Origin of the sequence: Shinella sp. JR1-6, assembly GCF_004284735.1 — a bacterium.
Taxonomy (GTDB): Bacteria; Pseudomonadota; Alphaproteobacteria; order Rhizobiales; family Rhizobiaceae; genus Shinella.
In genome coordinates, this window is record NZ_SHMI01000005.1 from 223,271 (window position 1) to 237,756 (window position 14,486).

Here is a 14,486-nt window from a genome sequence, read left to right on the forward strand (position 1 = left end):
GAACCCCTTAGGGAGCTATCATGAACATCCTCCGTTTCGCCTTTGCAGGAGCCCTGTTCCTTGCGACCACCACCAGCGCCGTCGTTGCCCAGGCGGCCGAATTCATCACGATCCAGTTGAAGGACGGACCCGTCGTCGTCGAACTGAACGACAAGGTCGCACCCAAGCATGTCGAGCGCATCAAGGCGCTGGCGACAGCCGGCGAATATGACAATGTCGCTTTCCACCGCGTGATCGAGGGCTTCATGGCGCAGACCGGCGACGTCCAGTACGGCGATATGTCGGCTGGTTTCCAGCCGGATGCGGCCGGCACGGGCGGCTCCAGCCAGCCGGATCTGCCGCAGGAATTCTCCGACGTGCCCTTCGAGCGCGGCACGGTCGGCATGGCCCGTTCGCAGGACCCGAACTCGGCCAATTCGCAGTTCTTCATCATGTTCGCTCCGGGCGACTTCCTGAACGGCCAGTACACGGTCGTCGGCAAGGTCGTTTCCGGCATGGAGAACGTCGACAAGATCAAGCGCGGCGACGAGGCCAACAATGGCTCGGTCACCGATCCCGACCGGATGATCAAGGTCACCGTCGGCAAGTAATTCACTTTTTGGTGTGCCGCCTGTTGTAATCGCAAAACGGCGACACACCTTTTGCGCAACTGCCTTTGAAGGAGAAAGACCATGGCCGAGATCAAGGATCCGGAAAACACCATCATCATGGAGACCACGAAGGGCAAGGTGGTCATCCAGCTGCTTCCGGATCTCGCACCGGGTCACGTCGCGCGCGTCAAGGAACTGACGCGCGAAGGCGCTTATGACGGCGTCGTCTTCCACCGCGTCATCGAGGACTTCATGGCCCAGACGGGCGACGTGCAGTATGGCAAGACCGGCGGCAAGGACTTCAACCCGGCCCGCGCCGGCATGGGCGGTTCGGAAAAGCCGGACCTGAAGGCCGAGTTCTCCAACATGAGCCATGTGCGCGGCACCTGCTCCATGGCGCGCAGCCAGATGCCGAACTCGGCCAACTCGCAGTTCTTCATCTGCTTCACCGACGCTCCCTGGCTGAACAAGCAGTACTCCGTCTGGGGTCAGGTCATCGAAGGCATGGAAAATATCGACAAGATCAAGCGCGGCGAGCCGGTGCGCGATCCCGACACCATCGTCTCGATGAAGGTTGCCGCAGACGTAGCGGCCTGATAGAGAACCTTTCGTTTTCGACCGCGCTCGCCCCGGCGGGCGCGGTTTTTCTTTGTGCGCTTTTCAAGAGATGACGTCGATATGGCTGCTTTCCTCTGGGCGCTGCTCGGCATTGCGGCGGGCGCGTGCATCGCCATCCAGGCCCCCATCAACGCGCTGCTCGGCCGCGGTCTCGGCATGCCGGCAGCGGCCGCCTTCATCTCGTTCTTCGCGGGCACACTCGTCCTCGCGTGCGTCGTTCTCGCCGTAACCGCCTTCGAGGGCAGGGCGCCGGACTGGCGCGGCCCGGACACCTGGCTCTATTTTGCCGGCGGCGCAATCGGCACGATCTATGTCACGACCGCCATCTTCCTGACGCCGCGCATCGGTGCTGCGGCCGTCATGGCCTTCGCCGTGTCCGGCCAGCTTCTCGCCGGCATCCTGCTCGACCGTGTCGGCTTTCTCGGCATGGCCGTGCGCGAAGTGTCCCTCGGCCGCATCGCGGGGGCAATTCTGCTCGTCGCCGGTGCGCTGATGATCCGTTTTTACTGAGCCCCCCATGCGCGTCGACCTCTTCGATTTCGATCTTCCGGAAGAAAACATCGCCCTGCGCCCGGTGAGCCCGCGCGAAGCGGCACGGCTGCTCGTCGTCGAGCCCGACAGGGATGTGCCCTATCAGGACCGGACTGTCGGTGATCTGCCGTCGCTGCTGCGTCCCGGCGATGCGCTGGTCTTCAACGACACCCGCGTCATCCCCGCCCAGCTCGAAGGCATTCGCCACCGCGACGGCGCCGGCGGCCAGAAGGTCTCCGCGACGCTGCACATGCGCATCGCCGGCGACCGCTGGAAGGCGTTCGCCAGGCCCGGCAAGCGCATCAAGCGCGGCGACCGCATCACCTTCGGCGCAGCGGAAGACCTTTCGGCAACCGTGGAGCAGAAGGGCGAGGGCGGGGAAGTCACCCTGCATTTCGACCTCTCCGGCCCCGATCTCGACCGCGCCATCGCAACCGTCGGCCATATCCCGCTGCCGCCCTACATCGCCTCCAAGCGCGAGGAGGACGAGGCGGACCGCCGCGACTACCAGACGATCTATGCCCGTGAGGAGGGCGCTGTCGCAGCACCCACGGCGGGTCTGCACTTCACCGACGCTCTCTTCGAAAAACTCGACGCGCTCGGCGTTGAAAGGCATTTCGTGACATTGCATGTCGGCGCCGGCACCTTCCTGCCGGTGAAGGCTGACGACACGACCGACCATGTCATGCACGAGGAGATCGGCTACGTCTCCGGGGAAACCGCTGCGGCGCTCAACGCCGTGAGGGCGAGGGGCGGGCGCATCATTTCCGTCGGAACGACCTCGCTGCGCCTTCTCGAAAGCGCTGCTGACGAAGACGGCACGATCCGGCCCTGGTCCGGCGCGACGGGCATCTTCATCACGCCCGGCTACCGTTTCCGCACGGCCGACATGCTGATGACCAACTTCCACCTGCCGAAATCGACGCTCTTCATGCTCGTTTCCGCCTTTTCAGGCCTTGAAACGATGCGCGGCGCCTATGCCCACGCGATCGCCACCGGCTACCGCTTCTATTCCTACGGCGACTCCAGCCTGCTTTTCCGGGACCACCGATGACCGAAACCTTCCAGTTCAAGCTTCTCGCGACCGACGGCAAGGCGCGCCGCGGCGAGGTCTCCATGCCGCGCGGCGTCATCCGCACGCCGGCCTTTATGCCCGTCGGCACGGTGGGCACCGTCAAGGCGATGTATCTCGACCAGGTGCGCGAGCTTGGCGCCGACATCATCCTCGGCAACACCTATCATTTGATGCTGCGTCCCGGTCCGGAACGCGTCGCACGCCTCGGCGGTCTGCACGAGCTCATCCGCTGGCCGCACCCGATCCTCACCGACTCCGGCGGTTTCCAGGTCATGTCGCTCTCCGGCCTGCGCAAGCTCGACGAACAGGGTGTCACCTTCAAGAGCCATGTCGACGGCGCCTTGCACCACATGTCGCCGGAGCGCTCGATCGAGATCCAGGGCCTGCTTGACAGCGATATCCAGATGCAGCTCGATGAATGCGTGGCCCTGCCGGCCTCGCCGAAGGAAATCGAACGCGCGATGGAAATGTCCCTGCGCTGGGCCGAGCGCTGCAAGGTGGCCTTTGGGGATCAGCCGGGCAAGGCGATGTTCGGCATCGTGCAGGGTGGCGACATTCCGCACCTGCGCGTCCGCTCCGCGCAGGCGCTCGCCGAGCTGAACCTCAAGGGTTACGCCATCGGCGGGCTCGCTGTCGGCGAGCCACAGGAGGTCATGCTCGACATGATCGACACCACCATCCCGCATATGCCTTTCGAAAAACCACGCTACCTGATGGGTGTCGGTACGCCTGACGACATGCTGAAATCCGTCGCCCGTGGCATCGACATGTTCGACTGCGTGATGCCGACCCGTTCCGGCCGGCACGGCCTTGCCTTCACCCGCCGCGGCCGCATCAACCTGCGCAATGCCCGTCATGCCGAGGATATGCGCCCGCTTGACGAGGAATCGACGTGCCCGGCGGCGCGCGACTATTCGCGCGCCTATCTGCACCACCTCATCCGCGCCAACGAATCCCTCGGTGGCATGCTGCTCACCTGGAACAACCTGTCCTATTATCAGGACCTGATGGCCGGCATCCGAAAGGCGATCGAGGAGGGGCGTTTTGCCGATTTCATGGCGGAGACGCAGGAGACCTGGGCGAGGGGCGATCTCGCCCCTCTCTGAGGCTCGCGTTTCACGCCTCTGCTGGAATTGCTCAGATTTCAGGCCCCGGCGCGGTGCGCACGATGTGCACGCCGTTGATCTTGTAGCTGCCGTCCGGCTGCTTCACGACCTGGTAGAGCGCCGTCCAGTCCTTGCCATCAGGTCCTGAAATCAGCACCTCCTGCACCACCACGCCGTCGGCGACCTTCGAGCGGCCAAAGGCGAAATTGCCCGGCCGGTAGACCGGCGCATAGCCCTTCTTCACCATGTCGAAAAAGGCATCTTCGGTCGGAAATTTTCCACGGATGGTCGGTGAGGCGAAGGAATAGGCGGCCTTCGCATCGTCGTCCAGGAAGGCGGCTATCTGGCTCTGTATGATGCCCTGCACCGTATCGACGGGCTCCCCCGCCCGTGCGGCGGAGGGTAGGGAAAGCGAAACGCAAAGGAACACGGCGGCAAGCATTTTCATGGCGCACACTCCTTTTCGGATGAAACCAGAATAGCACGGACACCAGAAAAGAACCGCTACGCGATCATCTATGTTTGTTCTTTAAATATTTCCCTTTAAAAACAGTGATTTATATTATGGTATTATTGTTTGGGATCCTTTGTTTGTAGTCCGCTTAAATGCCGGAGGCCTTCCGAAAGAGAATGATCTCGGTTCCCTGATAGGTCGATCGGGAAAACTCGCGGAACCCGTGCCGTCCGGCAAGCCGGATCGAGGCCGTGTTTGCAGGATCGATGATGCAGGTGACCGGCATGCCGCCATGGTTTGCTTCCGCCCAGGGCAGCATTGCCTCCAGCGCCTCGCTGGCATAGCCGCGGCCGTGAGAGCCCGGGAGCAGGCCCCAGCCGGCTTCCAGCGTGTCTTCGATGCTGGGCATCATCTCGCGGCGCATTTCATGGAACCCGGCTTCGCCGACAAGCCGGCCCGACGCCTTTTCGATGATCGCCCAGAAGCCGAAGCCCATGATGCGCCACATGCCGATATGGCGCAGCAGGCGGCCCCAGGACTGTTCGCGGGACAACGGCACGCCACCGATATAGCGCACGACGTCGGGCATGGCCCACATCGCGGTCATGGCATCAAGGTCTTCCGGACGGAAGCCGCGCAAGACGAGACGGTCGGTTTCAAGCAGAGGGATATCGGACATGGGATCGTGTGGCGGGCCGGAAGAAACGGTGATCTAAATATGGATGTTGGCGTCGCGTCGAAAGCCGCTGGCCGAGATTCGCAGCAGTTTACGACGATTTGATCCAGGCCGTCGATATCGTGTCCACAAAGCGGCGATGCTCTGTAAGGAGAGCAGCAGGCAGAACCGAGACAAGCAGGGCCTCAAAGAGCGAAGCTGTTGAAATGATTGGAGTGCTGCACTTGGAAAGCGAAGGTGCCCGGCCAAATGAATAAATCACATAAGATAGATTATGGAACTTACTCCTGTCTGTAAAACCGCCGAACCCTCCAAAAGTCCGGTTTGCGCCTTGACCCTTCACCACCCGTGGCCTTAAGCGAAACGGCAGACGAAACCAACAGCGAAAGCCTGTCCCGATGAGTGAGTTGCGCATTCTCTCCGACGCCCATATCCCGGAACTGCCGAACCGCTACAACGGGAAAGTCCGCGAGAACTACGACCTGCCGGACGGCAGCCGTATCATCATCGCGACGGACCGGCTCAGTGCCTTCGATGTGATCCTTACGGCCATTCCCTTCAAGGGCCAGGTGCTGACGCAGACGGCGCGCTACTGGTTCGAGGAAACCGCCGATATCTGCCCGAACCATGTCATTTCCTATCCCGACCCGAATGTCGTCATCGGCACGCGGCTCGATATCCTGCCCGTCGAGATCGTCGTGCGCGGTTATCTCGCCGGCACGACCAGCACCTCGATCCTGACAAAATACCGCAAGGGCGAGCGCCAGATGTACGGCATCACGCTGCCGGATGGCCTGAGGGACAACGAAAAGCTGCCCGAGCCGATCATCACGCCGACCAGCAAGGCGTTCGACGGCGGCCATGACGAACCGTTGTCCGGCGATGAAATCCTCGCCCAGGGCCTGCTGACGGCAGAACAATGGGAAACCGTGTCGCGCTATGCGCTGGCACTGTTTGCGCGCGGTCAGGCCCGTGCGGCCGAACGCGGGCTGATCCTCGTCGACACCAAGTATGAATTCGGCACGGACAAGGACGGCCGCATCGTGCTTGCCGACGAAATCCACACGCCGGATTCGAGCCGGTACTGGATCGCCGACAGTTACGAGCAGAGTTTTGCGACGGGCGGGCGTCCGGCAAGCTTCGACAAGGATTTCGTGCGCGCCTGGGTCACCGAGCGCTGCGATCCCTACAAGGACCCGATCCCCGAAATCCCGCGCGAGCTCGTCGAGCAGACCTCGAAGGTCTATATTCAAGCTTTCGAGCAGATCACCGGCAAGACTTTTGTGCCCGATCTTTCGGGCGCGACGGTGCTGGAGCGCATCCGCGAGAACCTGAAGCCCTACTTCGCCTGATCGTCCGCAAGCACGATCTCGAAGCTGAGACCATCATACGCCGGTTCGACATGATCCGGCGTTTCCTTTTGTACCGTGTCGTAGTCGAGCGGCACATGCATATGGGTCAGGATGGCGCGCGCCGGCTTCAGCCGTTCAATCCATTCCAAGGCCTGGCTGAGCGACAGATGGCTGGAGTGGAAGCGGTATTGCAGCGCATCGACGATCAGCATGTCGAGGTCTTTGAGGCGCGGGACGGTTTCGCCCGGGAAGTCGCTGATATCGCTGCAATAGGCGACATCGCCGATGCGGAAGCCGAGCGAATGGATGGAGCCGTGCACCTGGAGCAGGGGCTGGAAGGTAATGGCGCCCCCTCGCCCGTCGATCGTCACGGGCCTGTCCATCGGCTCGATCAGGTTCTCCGTCACGATCGGCGGATACATGCTGCCCGGCGGGGTCTTCAGGCAGTAGCCGAAGCCTTCGCGGATGCGCTCCATCGTCACCGGATCGGCCCAGATCGGCACCTGCCTGTGGTTTTGCAGCACAAACCCCCTGATGTCATCGATACCGTGGATATGGTCGGCATGGGCGTGGGTATAGAGCACCGCATCGATGGTTTCGACGCGCGCGGCGATCATCTGCGCGCGGAAATCCGGCCCCGTATCGATGACCACGGTCGTTGTGCCCTCCGGGCCGATCTGCTCGACGAGGAAGGCGGCGCGGGTACGGCGGTTCTTCGGGTTGGCGGGATCGCAGGCGCCCCAGTCACCGGTGATGCGCGGCACGCCGGGCGACGAGCCGCAGCCGAGAATGGTGAAGCGCCGCGTAAAGGCCAAGGTTACACCCGCGGCATCTTGGAAAAAATGCGGAAGGCGTTTTCGGTGGTGATGCGGGCGATCTCGTCTGCGCTGGCGCCGACGGTTTCCGCCAGCACGGCGGCGGTGTGCGCCACATAGGCCGGTTCGTTGCGTTTTCCGCGGTAAGGTTTTGGCGCAAGGTAGGGCGCGTCGGTCTCGACCAGCATGCGTTCCAGCGGCACGGTTTTGGCGATCTCGCGCAGCTCTTCCGATTTCGGGAAAGTGAGGATGCCGGAGAACGAGACGTAGCCGCCCAGCTCCACGCCGATGCGGGCAAGCTCCGGCCCGGACGAGAAGCAGTGCAGCAGGAAGGGAAACGCCCCCTTCCCCGTTTCCTCGGTCAGAATCGCTGCCATGTCCTCATCCGCCGCGCGGCTGTGGATGACCAGCGGTAGCCCGGTCTCCCGCGCGGCGGCGATGTGGTTTCGGAGGCCGATAGCCTGCGCCTCGCGCGGTGCATTGTCGTAAAAATAGTCGAGGCCCGCCTCGCCGATCGCCACGACGCGTGGATGTTTTGACAATTCAACCAGCTCGGAAACCGGAACATCCAGCTCCTCGTCCGCATTGTGCGGGTGGGTGCCGACCGAGCAGAACACCGACGGGTATTTTTCGGCGATCGCCAAAATCGTCGGAAACTTCTTCACCCGTGTCGAGATGGTGATCATCTGCTTTACCCCGGCCGCGTGGGCGCGCGCGACGATGTCGTCGCGCTCCGCCTCGAAATCGGGGAAATCCAGATGGCAATGCGTATCGATCAGCATTTACGCCTCGGGCGCGACATAACGCGGGAAGACCGGGGTCGGCGCGTCCAGCGGCGTGCCGCTGACAAGACGGCCGGCTTCGCCGAGCGCCGCGAAATCGCGCTTTTCGACGGGCGCGGCGACGAGATCGAGCAGCTTGCGGCTGGATTTCGGCATGAAGGGCTGCAAGAGGATCGCGATCTGGCGCACGACTTCCGCCGTCACATAGAGCACGGTGCCCATGCGAACCGGATCGGTCTTCTTCAGTGCCCACGGCGCTTCGCCGGCAAAATAGCGGTCGGCCTCCGAGACGACGGCGATGATCGCCGCCAGCGCCTTGTGGATCTGCTGCTTGCCCATCTCCTCGCGGGTGATCGCATGCAGTGCATCGACCGAGGCGAGCATGGCGCGGTCGGCGTCCGAGAGCGCACCGCATTCCGGCACCTTGCCGTCGCAGTTCTTGACGATCATCGACAGCGAGCGGCTGGCAAGGTTGCCGATGCCGTTGGCGAGGTCCGAGTTGATGCGGGTCGCGATGCCCTCTTCGCTGTAGCTGCCGTCCTGGCCGAAGGAGACTTCGCGCAGGAAAAAGTAGCGGATCGGGTCGAGGCCGAAATGGTTGACGAGGTTGACCGGATCGACCACGTTGCCGAGCGACTTCGACATCTTCTCGCCCTTGTTGAGCAGGAAGCCGTGGGCGAAGACGCGCTCGGGCAGCGGCAGGCCCGCCGACATCAGGAACGCAGGCCAGTAGACGGCGTGGAAGCGGATGATGTCCTTGCCGATGATATGGATGTTCGCCGGCCAGTATTTGGCGCGCGGGCCCTCGGGATCGGTCATGTAGCCGGTCGCGGTGATGTAGTTGGTCAACGCGTCGACCCAGACATACATGACATGGGCAGGATCGCCCGGAACCGGAATGCCCCAGTCGAAGGTGGTGCGCGAGACCGAAAGGTCCTTGAGGCCCGACTTGACGAAGGAGATCACCTCGTTGCGGCGCTCGGCGGGGCCGATGAAATCCGGATTGTCCTCATAGTGCTTCAGGAGCTTTTCCTGATAGTCGGACAGGCGGAAGAAGTAGCTCTCCTCCTCCACCCATTCGACGGGCGTGCCCTGCGGTCCGTAGCGCACGCCGTCGTCGCGCTTCTCCGTCTCGTTTTCCTGGTAATAGGCCTCGTCGCGCACGGAATACCAGCCGGCATAACCGCCCTTGTAGATGTCGCCATTGGCGGCCATGCGGCGCCAGATCTCCGCGCAGGCCTCGTAGTGGCGCTCTTCCGTCGTGCGGATGAAGTCGTCGTTGGACGCATTCAGAAGAACGGCCATATCCTTGAATTCTTTCGAATTCCGGTCAGCGAGTTCACGCGGCGTAATGCCCTCCTTGCGCGCCGTCTGCTGCATCTTCTGGCCGTGCTCGTCCGTGCCAGTCAGGAAGAACACATCGCGCCCATCGAGCCGCTGGTAACGCGCCATGGCGTCCGTCGCGATCAGCTCGTAGGCATGGCCGATATGCGGCTTGCCGTTCGGATAGGAAATGGCGGTCGTGATGTAGAAACGGGACGTGTCGGTCATGAGCGTGCGTTCTGTCTTCGGTTGTGCAATGCCGCAAGGTATTAGACCATGCGGACGGCAAGGGAAACAGCAAGTTTCCTTCCCGAGTGAAAGCGACGCCGTGCGAGGGCTGACTAGACCGGCTTGAACCTTTGAGGCGGCATATGGCAACCCGACACGGTTTCCGGCAAGATCAGGAGGATACTCCCGAGCTTTGGAAGTATCCGCAACACAGCTTCACGCGATGAATAACGCCCTTCAAAGAATTTGAATTCCCTTTCGCAGTCAAATTCGAGACTGGAGCTACCGTTGGAAAACGAACAGTCCTGCGATTCGCAGTGCAATGTCAGTTCTCCCCGGAAATAATCGGAGCGCTTTCCCACCATGAGCGACAGCGAAAGCCCATGCTGCCCCCTTGTGAAAATCTTACATTCTTGCCCAAAGACGCAGTGGACGTCGCCCGTAAATGGTTCGCCGTCTTCCAGTAGAATGGCAACCTGAACAGGAAACTGTACGCCACCGGCGATCTCAGCTGCCTTCGTATCAGCGGCAAAAGAGACCAGCGTGAGAGCGAAAGAAATCAATCGAGCCAGCAAGAATGTCCCCGTGCGCACATTTTACGTAGGGTTGCAAGCGACTATGCCAGAACTGTGACGCGGAAATTCTCGTAGCCGAAAACTAGAGCGATGCCCGGATGTCGTCGAGCACGGTGATGATCGTCTGCTTGCGATCGAGATTGTAGGCCCCCGCGACGGTGATGCGTTCGCCGAGCTGCGAGGAGAGATGGGCAAGGCGGTCGGCGCGGGAGAGGTCGCCGGAGAGCGCGGCGCTGCGGGCGGTGTCCGTCACGAAATCGGTGACATGCTGACAGAAGAACGAAAAGACCGTGTCGCTGTCCTTCGCGGAAAGCACGTCGGCGAGCTTGTGCACGTCGCGGCGCGGCGGCTCGGCCGGAGCCTCCACGATGGTGCGGAAGGCCTCCACGATATCGAAGCCGCCATAGTTGGTGAGTTTGAGCGCTTCGGAAACGCTGCCATGGGCGGCGGACAGCACCTCCCCTGCCCGTGGGCCGGATGGTGATGCACCGAGACTGTCGAGGGCAGCGGCCAGATCGTCCTGCGACAGCGGCGAAAGCGATAGCGGCAGGCAGCGTGAGCGGATGGTCGGCAGGAGTTTTCCGGGGGCGTGGGTCAGCACCAGGAAGAGCGAGCGTTTTGGCGGCTCCTCAAGGATTTTCAGGATGGCGTTGGCGGCGTTGCGGTTGAGATCGTCGGCGGGGTCGATGATGACGATGCGCCAGTTGCCCGTGCCCGATGTCTGCGCGAGGAATTTGCCGGCCTTGCGCACCTCGTCGACCGTGATGAAGGCCTTCACCTTGCCGGTCTTCTCATCGACCGGGCGGCTGAGATGCAGGAGATTGTGCGACGCGCCGGCAGCGAGCTGCCGGGTGATCGGCGATGCGGGCGACGGATCGGCGATCGTTTCCGGCGCTTCTGCGGGCTCCGGATGGTGAAGGACATGGTTGGCGAAACGGAAGGCGAGCGTCGCCTTGCCGATACCCTCGGGGCCCTCGATCAGGATCGCATGGTGCCCTTTGCCGGAGCGGTAAGAGCGCGCGAGAAACGTCGCCGCCTCGGTGTGGCCGAAGAGTTTCGTCTGCTCGGCGGGATGCACTGCGCCGTCGAGAATGCCGGGCCGATCCTCGCTCACGAGATGTGCTCCGGGTCCTGGTTGCCGCGGGCGCTGATGGGCAAAAGCGGTTCGACGAGGGCAAGCACCTCGGCCGCGATCACGTCCTGGGCCTTTGTCGCATCCACCACGCGGCAGCGCAGCGGTTCGCGCTCTGCGATGTCGAGAAAGGCCTCGCGGCGCTTTTCGTGGGTTTCCAGCTCTTCCTTCTCGAAGCGGTCGGGCGCCTCGCTCCCGCTGGCGCCGCGCTTGCGGGCACGCTCGAGGCCGATGGCGGCAGGCAGGTCGAAGATGATCGTACAGTCGGGCACGACCCCGTTGATCGCGACGCGCTCCAGCGCTTCGACGAACGGCTGTTCGAGATTGCCGGTAATGCCCTGATAGACGCGGGAGGAATCCATGAAACGATCGCATAACACGACCGTGCCGGTGGCAAGCGCCGGGCGGATGACCTCTTCGACATGGTCGCTGCGCGCGGCGGCAAAAAGCACGGCCTCCATGCGGATGCCATAAGGCTCGGCGGCACCCGACAGGAGAACGTGACGCACCGCCTCCGCGCCCCTGGAGCCACCCGGCTCACGCGTCATCAGCACGGTGAGGCCGCGTGCGCGCAGGGCTTCGGCCAGAAGCCGGATCTGCGTCGACTTTCCGGCGCCCTCGCCGCCCTCGAACGTGACAAACAAACCCGGTGCGGCCGACAAATCCTGTTTCCGTCTTTCTGCGCGATATCCGGCACGGCCGGCATGACTCGGGACACTACTACCCCATGTTTCCGGCCGGCGAAACGCTTTTCGCCCCGTTGGGGCCTGTCACGTCCAGAAGATGTCAAATCCAGAAGAAGAACAGTTCGATCAGCGCATCGAGCGCCCGCGCCCGCAACGTGCCGACGCCGACGGTGCCCGCCGTCTTTACCGGAACCTCGCGCAAGAGCTGCTTGTCGTTCCAGATTTTCAGCGTGCCGACCGCCTGCCCCGGCGTCACCGGCGCGCGCACCGGCCAGGTGTAGACGACGCGCGCGACGAGCCGCTGCGAATTGTCCTTCGGCAGGAAGACGTCCACCTGCTCGCCGGCGACGAGCGGCACGGTCGCGGTATCGCCGCCATAGACGCTGGCATCCGCGATGGGCTCGCCTTCCTTGAAGAGCGTGCGCCGTTCGAAGGAGGACAGCGCCCATTCGATGATACGACGGGATTCCTCGATGCGCGCCTTGTCATTCTCCATCCCGCTCATGGCAAGCACGAGATGTTTGCCGTCGCGGTTCACGGCGGCGACGACAGAATAGCCGCCCTCCTCCGAAAAGCCGGTGACGAAGCCCGTCACGCCGATGTTGAGCGCCAACAGCGGATTGCGGTTGCGCTGCTTTATCTTGTTCCACTCGAACTCCGGTTCGAGATAGTAGCGCATGTGCTGCGGGTAGGTGGTTTGCAGATGTCGGGCGAGTGTCACCATCTCGCGCATCGTCACTTTGTTGCCAGGGTTCGGCAGGCCGGTGGCGTTGGCAAAGTTTGATTTTACAAGCCCGAGCGCCCTCGCCTCTGCCGTCATCCGTTCGGCAAAGGCCGTTTCCGAACCGGCAAGCCCCTCGGCGAGGATGATGCAGGCGTCGTTGGCGAATTGCACGGTGACCCCACGGACGAGGTCCTCAACGCGCGGGGCGGATTTCAGCGCCGCGAACATCGTGGAGGTGCGCGACGGTGCACCGCCGGTGCGCCAGGCGTATTCGGTAACCGGATAGGTCGTGTCGAGGGTCGCCTCGCCGGCCGAAAGTGCCTTGAAGACGCTTGCCATGGTCATCAGCTTGGCAAGCGAGGCGGCCGGCACCGCGTCATCCTCTGCGCGCGCGAACAGCACCGTGCCGGTCTCCGCCTCGATGAGGTAGACCTGCCTGGCCTTGACGTCGAAACCGGCCTGCGGCGCAGCCGACTGGGCAAACGCTGGGCTCGTAACAGAGAGCAGGAAAATGAGGACGGCGAAAAGGCGGCGATGCATGGCGACTCCGGATGTCGTCACACTCCCACAGCCGCCCGCGATGCGCAAACGGCTTTGGGAACGCGGGCGATCAGCCCGCGTTGTCGGCAAGCGCCGAGAGCGGCGTCAGCCTGCCGTCGATCGTCAGGATGGCATCGAAGGCGCCGGCGGCATCGCGCACGCGCTCGTCCGCATAAGCCGCGGCATAGCTCGGCTCGGCCGAAAGCTGCGGCACGAAGTTCGGCCGCTCGATCGGCATCGGACCGATCTCCGGCAGCATGACGAATTGTTCCATCACCTGGAAGGCGTCGGAGGTCGGTGTCGTCTTGGCGAGCGCCGTCATCGTGCTTTCGGCCGGAACCCTCAGCACGCCCTCGCCCTGGCCGTCGCCCGGTAGCATTCGGTTGTCTGCCGAGGCCACCATGACGCCCGTGGCGATCTGCCCACCCGGATCGACCGCCGGAACACGTGACCCCTTGGTGACGTACGAGGCCATGAGATAGGGCATGTCATTGCCGTCGAGCGGGGCCTTGCCGACATATTGCACCCGCACCTTGGCCGTGCCGGTGCGCTTCATGTCGAGGAGGTCTGCCGTCTTGGAAGAGACGTCAATCACCCGGCCGGCATGGTACGGACCGCGATCGTTGACGCGCACGACGACGGACGTGCCGTTTTCCATGTTCGTGACACGCGCATAGCTCGGCAGCGGGAAGGTCGGATGCGCGGCGGAGAGATGATACTTGTCGTAGACCTCGCCGTTCGCCGTCTTGCGGCCGTGGAAGGCGGAACCATACCAGGAGGCAAGACCGGTCTTGTTGTAGCCCGGCTCTTCCTTCGGCTGATACCACTTGCCGCGAACCTGATAGGCTTTGCCGACTTGGTAGCGGCCGCCGCCCTTCGGCACGGCCTGCCCTTCCTCAACGACGCGCGGGCTCGCCTTCACGCCATATTCCGACTCGGAGAAATATTCCTTGCTGCGCACCTTTTTCTTGGGTGCGGGCGTGGTCGTCGCACAGGCTGCAAGGCCCGCGCAGATCAGCGGAATAGTCAACAACCGCAAGCTCGTGCCGAACCGGGTCGTCTTGATCGTCGATTTTTTATGTCCCACGCCGCTATTGTCCCCGACGGTGCGCCAGCCAACTGCCTTGCCCCTGCAAGTCGGCCGTCAATGCCACTCAGTAAATAACAGTCCGTTAATCATGCCAATAAGATGGCGAAATTGCGAATGGATGGGAACCCCGCAGCAAGCTTCCATGATTCATGGTTTATGCTTGGTTAAATGGGCCGCCCATCCATCATC

The 14,486-nt window shown here is 62.7% G+C and carries 16 protein-coding genes; 6 read left to right on the top strand and 10 right to left on the bottom strand.

Going from position 1 to position 14,486, the window contains the following annotated elements:
* Positions 1 to 20: 20 nt before the first annotated feature.
* The 5 genes from EXZ48_RS10985 to tgt all read left to right on the top strand — a co-directional run bounded on the left by EXZ48_RS10985 (position 21) and on the right by tgt (position 3,920).
* A complete protein-coding gene (locus tag EXZ48_RS10985; protein WP_023515784.1) occupies positions 21 to 590 on the top strand; it encodes a peptidylprolyl isomerase in 570 nt (189 codons plus the stop codon).
* Between the two features lie 81 nt (positions 591 to 671).
* Positions 672 to 1,187: a peptidylprolyl isomerase gene (locus EXZ48_RS10990; RefSeq protein WP_023515785.1), complete on the top strand. Its 516-nt coding sequence runs from the start codon at positions 672 to 674 to the stop codon at positions 1,185 to 1,187.
* 81 nt (positions 1,188 to 1,268) lie between these two features.
* The gene (locus tag EXZ48_RS10995) at positions 1,269 to 1,718 is read left to right on the top strand and encodes a DMT family transporter (RefSeq protein WP_130515926.1); all 450 of its coding nucleotides are present in this window, start codon (positions 1,269 to 1,271) and stop codon (positions 1,716 to 1,718) included.
* 7 nt (positions 1,719 to 1,725) lie between these two features.
* Positions 1,726 to 2,793, top strand: a complete 1,068-nt coding sequence (gene queA / locus EXZ48_RS11000; RefSeq protein WP_130515928.1) for a tRNA preQ1(34) S-adenosylmethionine ribosyltransferase-isomerase QueA — start codon at positions 1,726 to 1,728, stop codon at positions 2,791 to 2,793.
* A complete protein-coding gene (gene tgt / locus EXZ48_RS11005; protein WP_023515788.1) occupies positions 2,790 to 3,920 on the top strand; it encodes a tRNA guanosine(34) transglycosylase Tgt in 1,131 nt (376 codons plus the stop codon). Before queA ends, tgt begins: the two co-directional genes overlap by 4 nt.
* Before the next feature lie 31 nt (positions 3,921 to 3,951).
* Here tgt and EXZ48_RS11010 read toward each other — a convergent pair whose 3' ends face one another.
* Both EXZ48_RS11010 and EXZ48_RS11015 read right to left on the bottom strand, forming a co-directional pair.
* Positions 3,952 to 4,368: a DUF4864 domain-containing protein gene (locus EXZ48_RS11010; protein WP_130515929.1), complete on the bottom strand. Its 417-nt coding sequence runs from the start codon at positions 4,366 to 4,368 to the stop codon at positions 3,952 to 3,954.
* Between the two features lie 154 nt (positions 4,369 to 4,522).
* Complete coding sequence (locus tag EXZ48_RS11015) at positions 4,523 to 5,053, bottom strand: GNAT family N-acetyltransferase (protein WP_130515931.1); 531 nt, start codon at positions 5,051 to 5,053, stop codon at positions 4,523 to 4,525.
* A 404-nt stretch (positions 5,054 to 5,457) separates the two neighbouring features.
* Here EXZ48_RS11015 and EXZ48_RS11020 point away from each other — a divergent pair, with 404 nt between their 5' ends.
* Positions 5,458 to 6,402 carry a phosphoribosylaminoimidazolesuccinocarboxamide synthase gene (locus EXZ48_RS11020; protein ID WP_081870686.1) on the top strand — a complete coding sequence of 315 codons (945 nt, stop codon included), beginning with the start codon at positions 5,458 to 5,460 and terminating at the stop codon, positions 6,400 to 6,402.
* On the opposite strand, the gene EXZ48_RS11025 is transcribed toward EXZ48_RS11020, so the two are convergent.
* The 8 genes from EXZ48_RS11025 to EXZ48_RS11060 form a co-directional block, all read right to left on the bottom strand.
* Complete coding sequence (locus EXZ48_RS11025; protein ID WP_023513642.1) at positions 6,390 to 7,217, bottom strand: MBL fold metallo-hydrolase; 828 nt, start codon at positions 7,215 to 7,217, stop codon at positions 6,390 to 6,392. The genes EXZ48_RS11020 and EXZ48_RS11025 overlap by 13 nt on opposite strands.
* Before the next feature lie 2 nt (positions 7,218 to 7,219).
* Complete coding sequence (locus tag EXZ48_RS11030) at positions 7,220 to 7,999, bottom strand: TatD family hydrolase (RefSeq protein ID WP_050743987.1); 780 nt, start codon at positions 7,997 to 7,999, stop codon at positions 7,220 to 7,222.
* On the bottom strand, positions 8,000 to 9,550 hold the full coding sequence (gene metG / locus EXZ48_RS11035) for a methionine--tRNA ligase (protein ID WP_023513640.1): 1,551 nt from the start codon (positions 9,548 to 9,550) through the stop codon (positions 8,000 to 8,002). It lies immediately after the preceding gene.
* A 113-nt stretch (positions 9,551 to 9,663) separates the two neighbouring features.
* Complete coding sequence (locus tag EXZ48_RS11040; RefSeq protein ID WP_130515933.1) at positions 9,664 to 10,125, bottom strand: hypothetical protein; 462 nt, start codon at positions 10,123 to 10,125, stop codon at positions 9,664 to 9,666.
* An 82-nt stretch (positions 10,126 to 10,207) separates the two neighbouring features.
* On the bottom strand, positions 10,208 to 11,239 hold the full coding sequence (locus EXZ48_RS11045; RefSeq protein ID WP_130515935.1) for a DNA polymerase III subunit delta': 1,032 nt from the start codon (positions 11,237 to 11,239) through the stop codon (positions 10,208 to 10,210).
* Positions 11,236 to 11,919, bottom strand: a complete 684-nt coding sequence (tmk, locus tag EXZ48_RS11050) for a dTMP kinase (protein WP_130515937.1) — start codon at positions 11,917 to 11,919, stop codon at positions 11,236 to 11,238. Before tmk ends, EXZ48_RS11045 begins: the two co-directional genes overlap by 4 nt.
* Positions 11,920 to 12,043: 124 nt before the next feature.
* Entirely contained in the window at positions 12,044 to 13,207 is a 1,164-nt protein-coding gene (locus EXZ48_RS11055) for a D-alanyl-D-alanine carboxypeptidase family protein (RefSeq protein WP_130515939.1), read from the bottom strand.
* A 70-nt stretch (positions 13,208 to 13,277) separates the two neighbouring features.
* Positions 13,278 to 14,294, bottom strand: a complete 1,017-nt coding sequence (locus EXZ48_RS11060; RefSeq protein WP_245462004.1) for a septal ring lytic transglycosylase RlpA family protein — start codon at positions 14,292 to 14,294, stop codon at positions 13,278 to 13,280.
* Positions 14,295 to 14,486: the final 192 nt, after the last annotated feature.